This is a genomic window from Guptibacillus hwajinpoensis (assembly GCF_020171785.1).
Classification (GTDB): Bacteria; Bacillota; Bacilli; order Bacillales; family Guptibacillaceae; genus Guptibacillus; species Guptibacillus sedimenti.
Genome location: NZ_JAIVAE010000016.1, coordinates 42,770 through 59,899 on the forward strand (window position 1 = coordinate 42,770; position 17,130 = coordinate 59,899).

Sequence of the window (17,130 nt, forward strand, 5' to 3'; positions counted from 1 at the left end):
AACCCCCTAATGGTCGGTATTTGGTCGTACCCATTATACCATTCAGGGGGTTTTTTCATGGAGAATTTTAAATTTTACTCACCGCTCTGGTCTTAATCCGACTTTTTCACTGGTCTCGGACGGTTCTAGTGATTTCAGACCATACAAAAAGGAGCGTTAATCAATTTAATAATTGACGCTCCTTTACAATATTTCTCAAAATCATCGATGCTCTTATAGCAGGTTGTGCAATGCTTTCGAAAACTACTGAATTGGTCCCATCAATTCAGTAATAACTAGAATGTGCTCCTTCAATTTAACTTTTTTTAGATTCTCTACTTTTTCTGATCCACCTAATCCTAGTAGAGGTGTATAACCAAAGCACTCGTCATACTCTGGTTTTTTATCTTTTTCTATCGCTTCTGGATAGGGTAGCCACATTAATTCATCCGTCATAAAATCATTTTCTTTTAAGTCCTCAAAAAAAAATTCAAATCCGGATGAAACTACATGAACATACCCTTTCCTATAAATTAATAAATTTATATACTTATCTTTTTCCCATACAATAATATCCCCTATTGAGGTTGTGAAAATAGGAATCGCCTGCTCATATCTTGAATAACTTTTCTCTAAAATATCTAGATAGTCTTCTGGATTAATTACTTTTAAAAAACCATTTACAAGAGTACCAAAACCATATTTTCCCCATATTTCTATACTTTAAAATAATATCTTTATTGACTGTTTCATTTTTTATGAAATCGCTAAATACCTTGTCCAAATAGGATGCCTCATTTAATTACTCTGTTAATTTTGAGCGAGGGGATGGACAGGTACCTAGTCTCAATAATAAGTTAGTATGCATTTTCTTCTGTTGATACTTACAATGGGACTGCAAAAGTAGTAATAGAGCCACTATCATTTTGATAGTGGCTCTATTATGGCATAAGCGGAGCATTTTGTTTTAAGTGGAGCGAAAAGATAACATAGGTCGGTTTATTCCTCCTATGTCTTCTCTTTAGTAGGACGAGTACCTTTCCCACGGCTCTTTTTCGCGAATGAGTTATTAATTTCTTTTTTTATATTCTTCAATTATCTTATAATCACGTTGACGATTTTTTGGGGGCATCATGCCTAATTTTTCATATTCCCAAATGACTTGTTGCTCATAGCTATCTTCATTTTCTAAATTTTCGTAGTTATAGTCAATTTCAAATTTTCCGTTTGATGTTAATTCAAGTGTTAAATTGGTCCATTGTTCTTGTTTTTGATTTTTAAATTCATTCCATAACTCTCTTAGATATTCATATAATTGATGTAACTTTTGATTAACTTCATCTTCACTAACTTCATCCATATCTTCAATATCTAAACTATAAGTAGGCATTTCATTATTGTGGGGATAGTAGTAAAAATAGGTTCGATTACTCCACTCTGTAACTTCAGAATATAATAACACTTTATCCCAAGTTTCAGGAATAATTAAATTTAACTGTTGTCCTATTTTTTGATAGAGTTCTTCCATATTCTCTTTATTCATTTATTTCCCTCCATAACTATTTTCCAAGACTTCTAAATACTTTTTACCATCAATTTTATACTTTATTTCAAACTTAATTGGTCGAAAAGACTGCGCTTCATATATTGGTTTTATGTCTACCGATACTTGTTGACCTTCTTTCAAAGCTTTTGCCCAAGAATATTCAAGTTTTTTAAAGGAACTTACATTTACATTTCCATTCATTGCAACGATGTTATCAATTAATGGAGATCCATTAAATTGCGTACCGATTAAATGTCCACCATGATCTCCTTGAGTACTAGGAGCTTTAATTCGGTCTACCCCCCCAGCAGCTAACTGATGTTTTGTATCACGAACACCCATTTCCAACTTTAGTACTCCTGAAGCTTTCTTAATTCTCCCCAAATCGTCTGTTTGATAATGATATCCATTCGTTTCATATTTAACGTTAGGTTTTAATTTAAATTCATTTAAAAAATGACTACCTAATGCATACCCACTATTAACTCTTTTACTATTCTTACCCTTCCCACCATAAACCCGATCAATCTCAGTCTTAATCCGCGAAACCGGATCATTCAACACATTATAAGGTGCGCCACCTTTAGAAGACGCCCCAGCACTGACTCCTGCTAATGCGGGCTGAAAACCATTTCCTTCAATCTTAACACGCTTCGCTGCATCACTGACTTTATCAATCGTCTTCGCGGCTGTTCCAACTTTACTGAGACCTTTATCTCCTAACAATCCTATACCGATAGTGGTCAGCCCATAGGTGAAAAATTCTGTTCGACTGGACGCATCTCCGTATACGACATCTCGATCCCAGGCTTTTTTAACACCCTGCCACATGTATTTCGGCACATCGACTACTTTTTGAAAACTGCCTTTTGGATCTTCATAAACGCTTTTAGATAAGCTTATCAGTTTAGGCACATCTTTCGTTACGCTATACACAGGATTTAAACGACGGATTGTTTCAAGGCACCCTTCATGAAAAATCCCTTCAAATGTATCCTTTACTGCATTCCCACTTCCATCCAGCACACCTTCTACAACATCACCCATAAAATCCCACGTTGTATTACTTACTTCATCAACCTTCTGTTGCGTCTCTCCCCACCAGCGATCCACATAGTTTGAGTACCTGACCACACTATGCGACACATCTCGGCGCACCTTGTCTAGATAAGCCGTCGTTTTCGATAAAGGATCAAGCACGACACTTTCATACGTCTGCTTCATCCTACTCTGGATGACCTGTGGGTTCAGGGCATATTGCAGGTCTGGAAACAACTCTCCAAATGCACCACTGTATGAAGGCGTCAGTGAATTTTTCCCAAAAAGACGTTCACTCCAGCTTAATGCTTCTCCAGTAACGGGATCATAATCCTGGAACAACCTGTTTAAACCACTAAACTTTAATGCCATAAGGCCAAACTTTGCCGAAAGCGAGTGATCTTCTTCCGTCATTTTTCTCTCGGTTAGTTTCACTGCCGCCTGCAGGTCATGGAACTTGTCCCGGTATTTGCGCATTTCATAATCTTCTGGACGGTTCTGTTGAGTCCTTCTCATAAAAAAAGGGAGCATTAATTAACAGAATAATTAATGCTCCCTTTCACTTTATTTAGAATTTTTGTATCATGAGAACCGTCCTCGCGATGGTGAACACATCATGCAATAAAATATCCCACCTTCTTCTTTATAATTCAGTGTCCTCATATAAATTATCCAAGAATTCATCAATATCATTTGCTAAAAAATACATATTACTCATATCATCAGGATCTTCTGGTTCTTGTTCATGATCCCAAAAATAAATTTTTTCATAATATGGCTCTTCAGTACCTAAGCATATAACATTACCTGCTGAATCATCTGCAATTGGAACAAAGCCCTTTGCAAGCCTAAACTCATATATATCTATAACCTTCTCTAAATTATCATACATATCTCCAATTCCATTAAATACATTCAAAACACTTTTCCCAAGTTCATCAGAAATATTAAATATACTAGGTTCTGGATATCCACCATTCCATTTAAATAAAAATCTCTTATATTTTTCAGTTAATTTCACACCATTTTCTATTTCAAACTGCTCAATCTCTTCCATAGAGAGTCTCTTATGTGAGTTTTCAATTTTCACCATATTAAAATCCCCCTCTTAATTTATTTTCCATTAACAATTGATACACCGCCAGCATGAGTAAATTCCCTATGAATATCTTTATCCACAAGAATCATTGTTTTTCCATCTTGATGATGATGCCATATATATCCTGCAGGTGGCTTATCTAGTGCTGGTACCGGTGGATTAGAATTTTTGGTCAAACCTGCTTCTATATTAGCATTTTTATAATCCATTGGACGATTTGTTGGATTTGCAAGCTCAATCTCTACAGGCTTCACAGTTGGATGAGAGTATTCAGTAAAATCCGGATAACCATTAGGGTACTTTACAGTCTGACCCTTCTTATTTGTATATACCCAAATTCCGTTATCATCAATTCTTACTGTACCACCTTTTTTTGTCCATTTATCTGGAGAGGGGGAGTATGAGGGTTTAGTGACAAGTTGTTTTTTTGTAAATTGGACGTCTAAATTACTTTTCACCGTACCCTTCCCACCATAAACCCGATCAATCTCAGTCTTAATCCGCGAAACCGGATCATTCCACACATTATAAGGTGCGCCACTTTTAGAAACCGAAGCTCCCCCTGCACCCGCTCCAGCTAACGCTGGTTGAGCACCCTTCCCATCAACCTTAATATTCTTCGCTGCATCCGCAACGTCTTCAATTGTTTTTGCGGTTGTTCCAATTTTGCCGAGACCTTTATCTCCTATGGCTCCAATTCCTAATGATGTTAGACCGTAAGTAATGAATGCCGTTCGGCTTTCGGCGTCGCCGTTCACAAAGTCTCGATTCCAGGCTTCTTTAAACCCTTGCCACATGTATTTCGGTACATCCAACACCTTCTGGACATTACCTTTTGGATCACCAAAGATGTTCTTATAGAAGTTTATCGTTTCTAAGCTTTTAAATAGTAACTCAGGGAGATCTTCTTCATCGCGATACACAGCAAGGTTTGGTCCAAATGCTTTTTCACCTAATGCGTTAAGATCCTTAAATCCCTCAATCATATCTTCCACTGCATTCCCGCTTCCAACCTGGACACCTTTTACCACATCACCTAAAAAGCTCCGCGCCGTGTTCCGCGCTTCATCAACCTTCTGCCGCGTCTCTCCCCACCAGCGATCGACATAGCTTGAGTACCTAACTACACTATGCGACACATCCTGGCGAACATCGTCTAGATAAGCCGTTGTTTTCGATAAAGGATCAAGCACGACACTTTCATACGTCTGTTTCATCCTACTCTGAATCACCTGTGGGTTTAAGGCATATTGCAGGTCTGGAAACAACTCTCCAAATGCACGACTGGATGAAGCCGTCAGTGGATTTTTTCCAAAAAGACGTTCGCTCCAGCTTAATGCTTCTCCCGTGACGGGATCATAGTCCTGAAACAACCTGTTTAAGCTACTAAATTTTAATGCCATAAGGCCGAACTTCGCCGAAAGCGAGTGATCCTCTTCCGTCATTTTTCTCTCGGTTAATTTTACTGCCGCCTGCAGGTCATGGAGCTTGTCCCGGTATTTGCGCATAATTATCGGGACGGTTCTGTTAAGTTCATCCCATAAAAAAAGAAGCATTAATTAGTGGAATAATTAATGCTCCCTTTCACTTTATTTAGAATTTTGTATCATGAGAAACGTATCCTCGATGATAGAGATAAAAAGACCATATAGGGCAGTTTATTCACCTTACCTCTCTCTTTAGTGGGACGAGGTACCTGTCCCCATGGCTCTCCAATTTCACTGCCGCCTGCAGGTCATGAAGCTTGTCCCGGTATTTGCGCATTTCATAATCGTCGGGACGGTTCTGTTGTCTCCATTGCATAAAGAAAGGGAGCATTAATTAGTGGAATAATTAATGCTCCCTTTCACTTTATTTAGAATTTTTGTATCATGAGAAACGTACACGCGATGGTGGAGCGAAAAGATAACATAGGGCGGTTTATCCCCTCTATTTCTGTCTTTCTTTAGTGGAACGAGGTACCTATCCGCATAACCTTTAATATTCTCATAATTAATTTCCTTTGGAACCGCCTTTGTGATGTATACAAGCATTTTATATTGCCAAAAGCCTTAATTTCACTCAAAAAAGCACTTGTTGCCTAATATGCAATCAAGTGCTTACAGTTAATTTTCTTTAGTTTATCTTATTGCAATTTATATCTTGGATTTTAAAAATGTATATTTAATTCTTCACGTATTGCTTTCTCTAAGTACTCCTCAAAACTCTCTGCTATAATTTTATTCCCACCAAAATTCAAGTCAAATGTAATAATCTCTGTATTCGGGAAATTAAATCCTACGGGATTCCCTGCACCGTCAATACCAATAGCAGTAAAATTTTCATACCCTTTAGGAAGTACTTTTCTAAAATGTAAAGATTTCTCTACAAATGATGGTGTTGCAACAAACTCTGCCTCTTTCAATCCCAAAATAATAGCCTCACCAGCTGCTCCAGAACCATATCTCAAAAGAAATTCTTTAAAATCCTCTGGCAATTTTACTTTTAGTTCATCTTCTGCTTGGTTTACTTCCTCAATATTAAGAGGTCCCCCAAAGGCTTCTGGGCACATTTCGACTTCTTCATCGATAGCATTTAATATTTCTATCTTCATTCAATGATCCCCCTTTTAATCATTTCATTGGCGTATCTTGCCTTCCAATATTCTTTACGCCAAGTATTAAATTCAATCCTAGCTTCTCCACTGCCAACTCCACCTGAATTTCCAAATGGATGTTGTCTCTTATTACCTAAATCATGGTATCTATTAGGCATCTCAATCATTGGTCCCTCAATTTGTTGTTCATGATGATGAAGTATAATTGTATCATTTGCTCCATCCTTTGGTGAGTAACCTTTTTTAAATAAGTATATCAATTGTTTATCAGACATATGTGATAAGGAACGCTGTGCTTTTACTTCAAATCCCCTAAATTGTGCTGTGAATTTATGAGTTTGCTCGTATCCTACTAGCGCTTGGTTAACACTTTTAGGTGAAACTTTATAAATATCTTTTGCTGACTTTAATTTATCCGAACCATTAGTAACCTTACTACCCTTCCCACCATAAACCCGATCAATCTCAGTCTTGATCCGCGAAACCGGATCATTCCACACATTATAAGGAGCGCCACCTTTAGAAATTGCCCCAGCACCCGCCCCTGCTAACGCCGGTTGAGCACCCTTCCCTTCAACCTTAACATTCTTCGCGGCATCCGCAACATCCTCAATCGTTTTTGCGGTTGTTCCGATTTTGCCGAGACCTTTATCTCCTATGGCTCCAATTCCTAATGATGTTAGACCGTAAGTAATGAATGCCGTTCGACTTTTGGCGTCGCCGTTCAAAAAGTCTCGATCCCAGGCTTCCTTAAACCCTTGCCACATGTATTTTGGTACATCCAACACCTTCTGGACATTGCCTTTTGGATCATCAAAAATGTTCTTATAGAAGTTTATCGTTTCTAAGCTTTTAAATAGTAATTCAGGGAGATCTTCCTCATCGCGATACACAGCAAAGTTCGGTCCAAATGCTTTTTCAGCTAATGCGTTAAGCTCCTTAAACCCATCAATCGCATCCTCTACTGCATTCCCGCTTCCAACCTGCACACCCTTTACCACATCACCTAAAAAGCTCCGTGCCGTATTCCGCGCTTCATCAACCTTCTGCCGCGTCTCTCCCCACCAGCGATCCACATAGCTTGAGTACCTCACCACACTATGCGACACATCCCGGCGCACCTCGTCTAGATAAGCCGTTGTTTTTGATAAAGGGTCGAGCACGACACTTTCATACGTTTGCTTCATCCTACTCTGAATCACCTGTGGGTTTAAGGCATATTGCAGATCTGGAAACACTTCTCCAAATGCACCACCGTATGAAGCATTCAGTGGATTTTTTCCCAAAAGCCGTTCACTCCAGCTTAATGCTTCTCCAGTAACGGGATCATAGTCTTGAAACAACCTGTTTAAGCCACTAAATTTTAATGCCATAAGGCCGAACTTCGCAGAAAGCGAGCGATCCTCTTCCGTCATTTTTCTCTCGGTTAGTTTCACTGCCGCCTGTAGGTCATGGAGCTTGTCCCGGTATTTGCGCATTTCATATTGCAACTCCGCTTGAAGAGCATCAATCTTACCGGTGTTCGCGCCCGTGATGTTCATTAGAAGAGATTGATAGTTCCATTTAAAATCGCTAATCGCTTCATCTGCTTTTCGCTCGGCATCCTGGATGCCGCTTGCCAGCTGATTTAATTGTTCTGGTTTAATTGCTATTCTCGTCACTTCAAGCCCTCCGCTTTCTGAAGAAGTCGGTCGATTTCTTCGTTAATCGCAGAGGTCAGTTCCTCATGAACCGCATACACACTCTGAGAGGCTTGTTCGAGTTCTCCGATAAGCGATTCATAAGCTTCACGTGCCTCTCCAACCCAATTCGACGAGTAAGTCGAATGATGGTGATCAAAGACTCGTTTACTATCATCGATATCAAATCTAGCTTCCCTTACCTTTCCTAGATACGCTTCCAATGCCTCGGCTTCTGCCCGATACTTCATACGCTCTAAATAACGTTTAAATTCTTCTAGTTCGTTTAACACCGCAACCTCCTTTTCGACCAAACCTCGTTTCACCACAAATGAAGTCTATGTGTACGTCTAGTTAGGTATAGCCGCTGTATTGTCGAGCAGGAAATGATCGCTCTCATATCTTCCATTAATTTCTAAACTTAGAATACCCTCTCTTTCCCTTCTTTTCTATGTCTTTCGACGCATTCCACAAAAATAGTCCTTTTCTACTAAGAGAAAAGGACCATTTCTATGAACCTCTTATGCTGTTTACAAACGTATCTACTTATTATCGTTTCTACTCACCCGATCCATCACTTCCACCAACCGCTCCGGTGCCCGTGATCCAATCAAAACCCTCTCACCGTTCACTTCCAACAAAACGCCGTGCTTCCCGCTAATGGAATAAGTCTTCTCACCGCTGAAATTCCATCGGATTCCCCATCCACCAAACCTACGAAGTGGCCGGTAGTTCAAACTCTCATAACGCGTAATATTCTTATAGAAGAAAACACGAGGTGTTAGATGAAATGGGACAAATCGCACATAAACCCCGTCATCCCTTACCTCAGTAATCAGTCGCAGCCATCCGAGCATCACGATGGGAAAAGCAATTCCGAAAATAATCCATAACATGATTACTTCCATGTCAGAACCTGGTTGACTCCCAAATGGAATGCCCATCACGACCTGACGGAAAAAGCCAATCCACATTAAAATCGCGATGCCTATTACAATCGCCCAGATCCAGACCTGGTTTGGGCGCTGGACTTCTTTGTAGTGGATTTCCTGGTTCAATTTCATCAACCCCTCCCTATCCCTATACTACAAATGATACCCTGAGCGAACAGATACTCTTCCATCACGCTTTAAAGTATGCTACAGGGACTCAAGTTAGAAAGCAGGTTGATGAAAGTAACTTTGTTAACCTCATCTCGGCAACGTAAAAAACCCCTTACTCTCACTATAGTTCCCCGCAAGCCTGCCAAGAGGAGAAAGCTTTTCGAGATCGATTTTATAGTTTCCTAGATACACCTCATCCTGAATATGATAGTGCGTCATCTCCCCTAGAACAAGCGCATTCGATCCAAGCGGAAGAATTTGATGAAGCTTGCATTCCATATGAATCAACGCCTCTTTCACCCGCTTCGGCTGCACCGTCTTACTATCGATCGGTGTGAAACCAGCATGCTCAAATTCATCGACTTCCGCAGGCACGTTCTCTGCACTTTTTTGCATTTCGTTTCCAAGAGAGCACGACACCACATTGATGACAAACTCTTTTTGAGTCCGGATATTTGCGAGCGTATCCTTCTCCGCACCCAGTCTCTCACCTGACCCCTGACCGATAGAGATGGCGAGAATGGCAGGCTTCGTGGAAGCAACGGTAAAGAAACTGAATGGTGCTAAGTTATGCACGCCTTCTTCGGAAACGGTTGATACCCAGGCGATCGGTCTTGGAACAACGGAGCCGGTCAGTAGTTTGTAGATATCTTTGGTTTTTAAGTCGGAAGGGGTTACGTCCATTGGTTTCACTCCTTATACTTGACTGCCAAAACAGATTAAAAAGCTGAACCAGACTGAGTATACGTAATCGTTACATTCTGTTCCTTCATTTTTTCTACTTGTTGATCGAAAGTAATAACACCGTGCTTAATTTGATCTTTTAGGTCAGATGTCATATGCATAGCGCGTTTTGTAAGTTTATCGGTAGTTTCCTCTACCGATTTTGCCCATTTCCCATCCTGCTGTTCACCTACGATCACGTTTTGAATCAATGATTTAAAATTTTGATCTTGGTCTTCGATTTGTTCCACAATGCTCTGTAAGACGTTCGTTTTATAAAGATGATCTTCATGCGGGCGTATAGTTGTATTAAAATTAATTGATTTTCTATCGTCACTTGAAACCATTAGTACATCTCCTTTACACCAAACTATCGAGCAATGGTGTTAAACATTGTTGCAATCTTTTCGTCCTTATCGAAGAAGTCTTCTATTGATTTTCTAAAACGATGGAGAAAGTCATGAGTGTCCTGTATATGCTGATGCAAATAGAAATAAGTTTCTGTAAAATCAACATTCTGTAAAGGAGGGGTAGATTCATGTACCTCAATGCTAATAATTTTTGCGGAGTTTCGTGGGGCGTATACCTTTTCATGCAACATCGTCATTTCACCCTGTGGGTTGGTTTCGATTTGGCTGATTCGTTGTAATGTTCGTAGCCTTTCTATTCGATAAGCCTCAAATATTTCTTCTTCAATAGCTTCGTCTAGACGATTTAGCAAACGTGTTTTTTCTTCTACTATGCTTTGTCCCTGCTCGTAAATCTTCAATGCAGCAGATATGTTTACATTGATCGGCTGACCATTACTATTCCCTGCAAGCACGAGCTCAATCGAATGTCCATTTGTTACATAAGAACGATTGTCACTTGATAGAGCTTTTAACATTTCCGCAATGCCATGACTTTCAACAATTGTATCACCTAGATCTCCAAACTCTTCACCTAGCTTGTTTGCACTATCGATAATTGCATTTACTTCGGTAACAAGGTTAAAGACATCATTTAAAGTCTCTCCAATATAAAATCCAGCGGCACCATAAGCAGGTACAATGGCATTATATTCTGGGCTCTTATGCATCAGATCAGTATAGATTTCCCTTACATTTTCTAATGAGGACTGTAGATTATCCAGCTCAGAAATAAGTAAGTCTCTTTTAGCAGGTGTAATGTAATTTGCTTTCAAAAGAGAGTCTCCAATACTTTTAGAATGAGTAGTTACAATTTTGACTCGTTCTAGAAGAGGGTCTATTTTTCTATCGACATCCTTAAGCATATCGAAAAAGGTACCAATCTCTGTTATATCCAATAGAGCTTTCTTATCGATTTTTCCGTTATCCAGGTATTTTGCATTAATACCTGTTAATTCTTCAATCGCTTTATCTCTTCCACTTTTATTGAAAGTCTCAGCATAAACTATCGATAATTCTTGAAAACTCTCAAAAACGTCATCTGGAACATCTTTGAACAACTCACGAATGCCACCATACTCTGGGTTTGTATCAATAAACTCTGTAGTACCTACTTGTATAAAACCCCTAATACCACTTACACCAAATAAAGGATCGTCAAACGAAATATCAGAGTGAATGTTTGCTCCTTTTTCCATGTAGTAGTCTTCGGCAAATTCTTTTACTTGATTTGGAGGAAGGGAGTAGACTGAAGAAGGATCTCCAACATTTATTCCAAACTTTTCATTTACTGCAAATCGAAAATCGACATCACTATCATATAATTGATAAAAACTTGGAGGAGCTCCATTCACACTATATATATTATTGAAGCCACCGTTAGTTAATTGCGCAATAGCATTATTATTATGGGCAAGAGAGTGAGATAAACCAATAACAGTTGGTTCTTTCTCTGGTGAGAATTTTCTTATTGCTTCATCTAAGAATATGGAAGTGCTTTCTGCTTGAGCAATGGACTTACCCGCAAAAATACCAGTGAGATTGTATTCCCAGTCAATGGCATCAGTAGTCCCTTGTGAAATCAAATAAATTTCGTTCAATCCATTATCATTCGTTAGAGAAATGGCTGTCCCATTGTAACCTGATTCATCACCGACTAAATCAATTGAGTCACTAGAATTTAAGATCTTTACTTCACCTGGTAGCTCTCGACCAGTTTCTTCAACGTAGATCCGTTCAATTTCATTTTTTAGTTCAGCGTTAGATAAGTTTTCATATTCAATGTTGATTAATCGGAGTCGAAGGGTTTTCAATAAAAAAGTGATTTCACTCACGACTCGTCACCCGTTGTACCTTTTTCATTAAATTTAAAGCTCTTTAACCATTTGAGGAATACCTCTTCTTTACTATTATCCTCACAGCTATCATTGGTTTCTGTGCATTGAATGTAATAAGAAATAAGAATACCACCCGTATCTTTCGAGTTTTGTACGTACGCTAGATATCCATAGTTATCTTCTCTATTAAATTTCCCATAATGAAGATCAGCCGTATCGTTGTCTATTTGTTTAAAATCTACATCTTCAGCAATGCTACCTAAAAGAGATAAATTCGTCTCTAAATTATCTTTTTTTAAATGGCTAATATACTCAGAAGTAATCCCAATATTATAAGATGAACTTTCAATCCCAATCGAAAGCTGTTCAAATCCCTCATCTTTTGAATAACCTTTTTCACCAATTATTCCCGATTTCGGGAAATTCATTTCATAACGATCAATACCAGAAACAAATGAGTAGTAACCTTCCTCTACCTCTTCCGTAGATTTTAAGAAACTTCTAGTAAATTCATCCTGCATCGCTCTCGTATCAGGTAAATCTTCAGCAGACACTTTTTCGGGATCCGTGATTGGTCTTTCATTTCCCATTTGGCAACCTCCTATAAAAAGAATCATGCACAAGAAAACAAGCTTAACAATAGATTTCACAATGGAAACCTCCGATTCTGTAAAGTCTTTTAGAATAAGAAAGTATAAACCACCTTATCACCATCCAAAATATGTATCTTTTATTATATGATACCTAAACAAAGTATACTAGTAAATAACTGCTTAACTGTTAACGAAGCAATTAAAGCATGATTTTCTTTCTAATAGAATCAATTACACACTGTTTGTACTTAATTTAACAACTGTTTACAACTTAAATATTTAAAAATCAAAAACTGAGAAATATGATATACCACTCCCTTCTTAACTTGATATACAACCAAACGGTGTTACAATAAACATAAAACCAAATGGTGTCATATCAAGGAGGATCCACATGAGTGAAACAAACAAAGTACCACAAATCAAAAAGCAAGTAACCTTTCAAGCGCCCATCGAAAAAGTTTGGAAAGCCGTTTCTTCTCAAGAAGGCATGGCAGAATGGTTTATGCCAAACGACTTTAAGGCTGTAGAAGGGCATGAGTTTGAGCTAGAAACCCCTTTTGAAACATCCCCTTGTAAAGTCTTAACGGTGAACCCACCAAAAGAACTCTCCTTCTCGTGGGGAAATCAGGGCTGGGTGATTCACTTTTTATTAGAAGAAGTAGAAGACAAGACGGAATTCACACTCATTCACGATGGCTGGGGTCATCCAGATGAAATCATGAAACCAACCGATAAGACGCAGCAAGACGCCCGCAATACGATGAACAACGGCTGGGAAAGCATCGTCAACGATCGATTGCGTAAGGTTGTAGAAGCCTAATGTCGGCAGCGCCTAAGCATGATGTTTATCAGGCAATCGCAGATTCTTCAAGAAGAGAAATCCTCATCCTTCTTGCTAAAGACGATGCATCCATTAAAGAAATTTGTGAGCATTTCTCGATTAGTCGGACCGCAATCGTCAAGCATTTGAATGTGTTATCAGAAGCTAGTCTGGTCAGTGATCGCAAAGTCGGCCGTAGCAAAATCTACTCCCTTCAACCCGAGCAGTTAGCAGAAGTAAGAGAATGGGTCTCCTATTTCGAGCAATTCTGGGATAATAAGCTTAGTATGCTGAGGCATATGGTAGAGGAGAATGTTAAAGAATAGCTTTTGGCCCCAAAATAAAGGAGCATCAATTATACTAATAATTAATGCTCCTCTACCTTTTTTCGAACTATCGCATCATAAGAACCGTCCCTACGAAGCGTATATTTTTCTAGACTCTTATTCACCTACCATACCGTCATTATCATTATCACGCATATAAGGATATAACCAATGATCACTCATGATCGGCATAGTGAAACCCGCTGCCTCTGCTTCTTTAATCGTCACTTGTCCATTCCCGTTTGCATCAATACTAGAAATATCACCCTCTGTGTCTGAAGGCGTTGAATCGTCAGGCTCGCTCTCAGTTAAGCCGAGCGATGCGTTAACTTCATCAGGGTTCACATTATCAAATGTATCAACGATCTCATTTCCGTTCAACGTATACGTGTACTGATAACTTGAAGGTATCTGCTTTTCCGTATCCGAATAGGTGATAATGGCTTCGAAATCAGTAGCTTCACCTGCGCTTCGGATCGCGTCTTCCATATAAGCTTGATCACCATGTCGGTTGAGTGTACTCTCTTGTGGGGTAATGTTATAAGCATTCGATACCCCTCCGAGAGAATCAGCAATAATATGTCCTTCATCTAAAACGTCACTTTCGACGCCCGGAACCTTTGCCTCATCAGAATAGTACCGTCCAGACGATAATACAGGTTCGTTACGATCATCTTGTAAAATGATTTCGTCAGCAACGACACGTACGAGTTGTCCGTATTCATTCGTAAATGCCCAATATTCACGTTCACCGTAACCTATATCAACGACGACATTAGGTTCTCGATGTCCAGACAAATCACCACCATCAACTTCAATAAGTTTGTATTCTGAGAACTGTTCATTATTTGGTAGGTCTGGTGTTTCCTCTTCTACTGATTCATCAACAACCTTAGTGTTCGCTTCTTCTTTTTCACTATTTTCATTTGTTTCAACTGTACTTACTTCTTGTGTATCTGTTTCTGCATTTTTATTGGATGCCCCTTCTATGTTGGTACAACCAACTATAAAAATGATCGTTAAAAATAAGATGAAATAGTTCATTTTCGTTTTCATATTAGAACGCTCCTATAATAGGGAAATTTCGTAATGTTAACATCTATTAACGGTACTGCTAAAAAAAATAAAAGAAAGAGTATATTTACTATAGCCACATTGAGTCACTGAAATTTTTTCTCCGGGAGAAGCTTACCGATATTACGTATTACCCTGTCGTGATTTTCACCAATCGTTCTGAGCATAAATTGAAAGAGCCATTCACAATGGTGATGTGATTCATCCAGGCGATGTTCTTCCCTTAATTCGCACCAAGAAATTCGTGTGAAGCTGAAGGTTCTGGAAATGTTTGCTCCTATCTACCGATTGATTACTCTCCCATCGGCTTGGAGCAAAGTTTAGGGCTTAATAGTTAATTATTATCAATTTTTACTTATCATCAATCCTTATGTTTATCTTTTTCACTAAAAAAGCCCCCGAATGGCTATTCCATTCAAGGGTTTTAATTCCCAAAAGAACACTTCAATAATTTAATTCACTTTTGATACTGTCAATAACAAACCTTCCGATTGTTTGTACTTCATATTATATCGAATTGTATCACGCTCAACAGTAGTTTCATTGTTTTCAAAATCATAGTTTTCATCAAATAATTTTAATTCATTCATTATTTCTTTTACTTCGTCGATAGATTGGTCTTCGTTAGCTAGACCAATTGTAAGTCCCATTGCTAAGACAATATCCGAGCCTTCGCCTTGACCTACTAAAACAACTTCATGAATTTGTCCTGCATCATCTTTATTTTCTATAATTGTAAGATCTTCGCTAAGTTTTGATGTAATGGAATGATCTGTTTCTTCTGCTTGCTTAAGTTCAAAAGGTACATCAACTTCTTTAGCCTCGGCCTGGTATGCTTCTACAAATTCTTCATGATTATAAAACAATGGTATAGTTGTATTTGCTACAAGAAAAAACGGTGAAGCAAAATAAAGGACACCCACTGTTGTCAAAATAAATCGTGTCGGTTTTTTAAATATTTTTTGCTTCCACAATAAGAAGATCCCTACAGGTGGAAAGATAATAAGAAAAACCCACATAAACCAGGCTTTTTGATAAAACCGTTTATTTCCTTGTTGTTCTGATCTATGCCGCATCCTTTTCACCACCATTAAATAGCTCTGTTATCGACTTTTCAAATATAAAGATAACGTTATCCTTCGCATTCCCCACAAGACTTTCAAGCTTATCCACGACTTTCTCTTGATAAGGAGTTTCATTGTCTTCAATTTGCAAATGTTCATATAAAGAAATAGAATCACCTTGTTTATCAGGAACATCTAATCCATATGTATCCACAAGACGTTCCTCTCCCTCTATCTCAGTAATCAAGTCCTGGTAAACATCTTTTTTGTTTACTTCAAACAGAAGGTTATACTGTGTTTTTGCCTGTTTTAATTTTGCGTTGTTGTAAAGTTCCTTAGCGTCTTTTTCTAGCTTTTGGATTGTTTCCTCTCTTATTTGTTCTGTCTTATCTGACTCCTTAACTTCTGCAGCTTCTTCTAGACTTTCAAAAACTTCTCTAAATGCTTTTTCATCCAATTTATTTTCAGCTCGCTCAATTGCTTCTTCATACTTCTCTTCTGTTTCTATTTTTGAAATTAATTCTTCCGTTTCAGTCACAATTTTTTCACTTGTTCGATCATATTCAAGAATCTTATTCGCTTCTTTTTTAGCCTCGTCATACTCTTTATCTTTCAATGCATTTTCAGCGTTAGAATATATGCTACTAACCGTTGTTGCAACAAATGAATCTATAGCTGATGTATCCTTATTTAGGTCGTAAACCTTTTCAATTTCCTTTAATGCTTCTACATATTTTTCTTCTTTTACTAGGCTTTTTGCTATAGATGTGTGTTCATCTGCTTCAACTTGTTTTTCATCTATTTTTGGCTCTGGTTTTGGAGCTGGCTTCTCTGATTGAGAAGAACTACTAGTATTTGATGAGCTTCCAGTAGATGAGTTTGATGTATTTGAAGACTGGGAACTTGTTGAAGACCCACTTGATGAGTTACTTGACGAGTTACTTGACGAACTACTTGAAGAATTACTTGAAGAACTGCTGGAACCGCTATTTCCACTATTATGATTGTGATAGCCTGTACACAAACCTTTATCGATTGATTTTTGAGAACAGTTATGCCCTCCACTTGAATCAGTTCTCCCCGAATGTGCAAATGCAGATATAGGCTGAGTGATTATCAACAAGATGACTAGACCAAGCCCAATCCAATTTGTTTTCATGATGCAAATTCCCCCTTATGAAATCTATATCTATTAAACAATCTTTACCAAGTAATTACAACAGTTATAATAATGTTGTAATT

At 38.4% G+C, this 17,130-nt stretch carries 18 protein-coding genes; 2 read left to right on the forward strand and 16 right to left on the reverse strand.

The annotated features are described in order from the left end of the window. Window positions 1-243: 243 nt before the first annotated feature. From LCL91_RS19635 to LCL91_RS19695, 13 genes are all read right to left on the reverse strand, one after another. Window positions 244-699, reverse strand: coding sequence for a T6SS immunity protein Tdi1 domain-containing protein (locus tag LCL91_RS19635; protein WP_425589705.1), 456 nt, complete (start codon window positions 697-699; stop codon window positions 244-246). Between the two features lie 349 nt (window positions 700-1,048). Further along, the gene (locus tag LCL91_RS19640) at window positions 1,049-1,522 is read right to left on the reverse strand and encodes an immunity protein YezG family protein (RefSeq protein ID WP_224884970.1); all 474 of its coding nucleotides are present in this window, start codon (window positions 1,520-1,522) and stop codon (window positions 1,049-1,051) included. Next, window positions 1,523-3,040 (reverse strand): DNA/RNA non-specific endonuclease, encoded by a 1,518-nt coding sequence (locus LCL91_RS19645; protein ID WP_224884972.1) that lies wholly within the window; start codon window positions 3,038-3,040, stop codon window positions 1,523-1,525. Between the two features lie 166 nt (window positions 3,041-3,206). Further along, complete coding sequence (locus tag LCL91_RS19650) at window positions 3,207-3,656, reverse strand: SMI1/KNR4 family protein (RefSeq protein ID WP_224884974.1); 450 nt, start codon at window positions 3,654-3,656, stop codon at window positions 3,207-3,209. 20 nt (window positions 3,657-3,676) lie between these two features. Continuing rightward, window positions 3,677-5,065 (reverse strand): HNH endonuclease, encoded by a 1,389-nt coding sequence (locus LCL91_RS19655; protein ID WP_224884976.1) that lies wholly within the window; start codon window positions 5,063-5,065, stop codon window positions 3,677-3,679. A gap of 746 nt (window positions 5,066-5,811) precedes the next feature. Beyond that, window positions 5,812-6,255 (reverse strand): SMI1/KNR4 family protein, encoded by a 444-nt coding sequence (locus tag LCL91_RS19660; RefSeq protein WP_224884978.1) that lies wholly within the window; start codon window positions 6,253-6,255, stop codon window positions 5,812-5,814. Further along, window positions 6,252-7,919, reverse strand: coding sequence for an HNH/ENDO VII family nuclease (locus LCL91_RS19665; protein ID WP_224884979.1), 1,668 nt, complete (start codon window positions 7,917-7,919; stop codon window positions 6,252-6,254). The genes LCL91_RS19660 and LCL91_RS19665 overlap by 4 nt, the downstream gene beginning before the upstream one ends. After that, on the reverse strand, window positions 7,916-8,230 hold the full coding sequence (locus tag LCL91_RS19670; RefSeq protein WP_224884981.1) for a DUF5082 domain-containing protein: 315 nt from the start codon (window positions 8,228-8,230) through the stop codon (window positions 7,916-7,918). The genes LCL91_RS19665 and LCL91_RS19670 overlap by 4 nt, the downstream gene beginning before the upstream one ends. Before the next feature lie 249 nt (window positions 8,231-8,479). Then, window positions 8,480-9,001, reverse strand: a complete 522-nt coding sequence (locus LCL91_RS19675) for a DUF6141 family protein (RefSeq protein WP_224884983.1) — start codon at window positions 8,999-9,001, stop codon at window positions 8,480-8,482. Between the two features lie 126 nt (window positions 9,002-9,127). Then, entirely contained in the window at window positions 9,128-9,724 is a 597-nt protein-coding gene (locus LCL91_RS19680) for a flavin reductase family protein (RefSeq protein WP_224884985.1), read from the reverse strand. Between the two features lie 35 nt (window positions 9,725-9,759). Beyond that, entirely contained in the window at window positions 9,760-10,110 is a 351-nt protein-coding gene (locus tag LCL91_RS19685; protein WP_224884987.1) for a hypothetical protein, read from the reverse strand. Window positions 10,111-10,133: 23 nt separating this feature from the next. Continuing rightward, window positions 10,134-12,005, reverse strand: coding sequence for a DUF6792 domain-containing protein (locus LCL91_RS19690; protein ID WP_224884989.1), 1,872 nt, complete (start codon window positions 12,003-12,005; stop codon window positions 10,134-10,136). Next, complete coding sequence (locus LCL91_RS19695; RefSeq protein ID WP_224884991.1) at window positions 12,002-12,598, reverse strand: hypothetical protein; 597 nt, start codon at window positions 12,596-12,598, stop codon at window positions 12,002-12,004. The genes LCL91_RS19690 and LCL91_RS19695 overlap by 4 nt, the downstream gene beginning before the upstream one ends. A gap of 397 nt (window positions 12,599-12,995) precedes the next feature. On the opposite strand from LCL91_RS19695, the gene LCL91_RS19700 reads away from it, so the two are divergent. Next, window positions 12,996-13,424: an SRPBCC family protein gene (locus tag LCL91_RS19700; protein WP_194220776.1), complete on the forward strand. Its 429-nt coding sequence runs from the start codon at window positions 12,996-12,998 to the stop codon at window positions 13,422-13,424. Beyond that, window positions 13,424-13,750 (forward strand): ArsR/SmtB family transcription factor, encoded by a 327-nt coding sequence (locus tag LCL91_RS19705; RefSeq protein ID WP_224884993.1) that lies wholly within the window; start codon window positions 13,424-13,426, stop codon window positions 13,748-13,750. The genes LCL91_RS19700 and LCL91_RS19705 overlap by 1 nt, the downstream gene beginning before the upstream one ends. Window positions 13,751-13,867: 117 nt before the next feature. Here LCL91_RS19705 and LCL91_RS19710 read toward each other — a convergent pair whose 3' ends face one another. The 3 genes from LCL91_RS19710 to LCL91_RS19720 form a co-directional block, all read right to left on the reverse strand. Beyond that, entirely contained in the window at window positions 13,868-14,806 is a 939-nt protein-coding gene (locus LCL91_RS19710; protein ID WP_224884995.1) for a DNA/RNA non-specific endonuclease, read from the reverse strand. 470 nt (window positions 14,807-15,276) lie between these two features. Beyond that, complete coding sequence (locus tag LCL91_RS19715; RefSeq protein WP_224884997.1) at window positions 15,277-15,900, reverse strand: hypothetical protein; 624 nt, start codon at window positions 15,898-15,900, stop codon at window positions 15,277-15,279. Then, window positions 15,890-17,047 (reverse strand): YHYH domain-containing protein, encoded by a 1,158-nt coding sequence (locus tag LCL91_RS19720; RefSeq protein WP_224884999.1) that lies wholly within the window; start codon window positions 17,045-17,047, stop codon window positions 15,890-15,892. The genes LCL91_RS19715 and LCL91_RS19720 overlap by 11 nt, the downstream gene beginning before the upstream one ends. Window positions 17,048-17,130: the final 83 nt, after the last annotated feature.

Bases quoted from the DNA above. Each gene is read 5' to 3' on its own strand.
- LCL91_RS19645 (WP_224884972.1), bottom strand. From the start codon at position 3,040: ATGCGCAAATACCGGGACAAGTTCCATGACCTGCAGGCGGCAGTGAAA.
- LCL91_RS19705 (WP_224884993.1), top strand. From the start codon at position 13,424: ATGTCGGCAGCGCCTAAGCATGATGTTTATCAGGCAATCGCAGATTCT.
- LCL91_RS19650 (WP_224884974.1), bottom strand. From the start codon at position 3,656: ATGGTGAAAATTGAAAACTCACATAAGAGACTCTCTATGGAAGAGATT.
- LCL91_RS19675 (WP_224884983.1), bottom strand. From the start codon at position 9,001: ATGAAATTGAACCAGGAAATCCACTACAAAGAAGTCCAGCGCCCAAAC.
- LCL91_RS19720 (WP_224884999.1), bottom strand. From the start codon at position 17,047: ATGAAAACAAATTGGATTGGGCTTGGTCTAGTCATCTTGTTGATAATC.
- LCL91_RS19685 (WP_224884987.1), bottom strand. From the start codon at position 10,110: ATGGTTTCAAGTGACGATAGAAAATCAATTAATTTTAATACAACTATA.
- LCL91_RS19660 (WP_224884978.1), bottom strand. From the start codon at position 6,255: ATGAAGATAGAAATATTAAATGCTATCGATGAAGAAGTCGAAATGTGC.
- LCL91_RS19680 (WP_224884985.1), bottom strand. From the start codon at position 9,724: ATGGACGTAACCCCTTCCGACTTAAAAACCAAAGATATCTACAAACTA.
- LCL91_RS19655 (WP_224884976.1), bottom strand. From the start codon at position 5,065: ATGGCATTAAAATTTAGTAGCTTAAACAGGTTGTTTCAGGACTATGAT.
- LCL91_RS19695 (WP_224884991.1), bottom strand. From the start codon at position 12,598: ATGGGAAATGAAAGACCAATCACGGATCCCGAAAAAGTGTCTGCTGAA.
- LCL91_RS19710 (WP_224884995.1), bottom strand. From the start codon at position 14,806: ATGAAAACGAAAATGAACTATTTCATCTTATTTTTAACGATCATTTTT.
- LCL91_RS19700 (WP_194220776.1), top strand. From the start codon at position 12,996: ATGAGTGAAACAAACAAAGTACCACAAATCAAAAAGCAAGTAACCTTT.
- LCL91_RS19715 (WP_224884997.1), bottom strand. From the start codon at position 15,900: ATGCGGCATAGATCAGAACAACAAGGAAATAAACGGTTTTATCAAAAA.
- LCL91_RS19640 (WP_224884970.1), bottom strand. From the start codon at position 1,522: ATGAATAAAGAGAATATGGAAGAACTCTATCAAAAAATAGGACAACAG.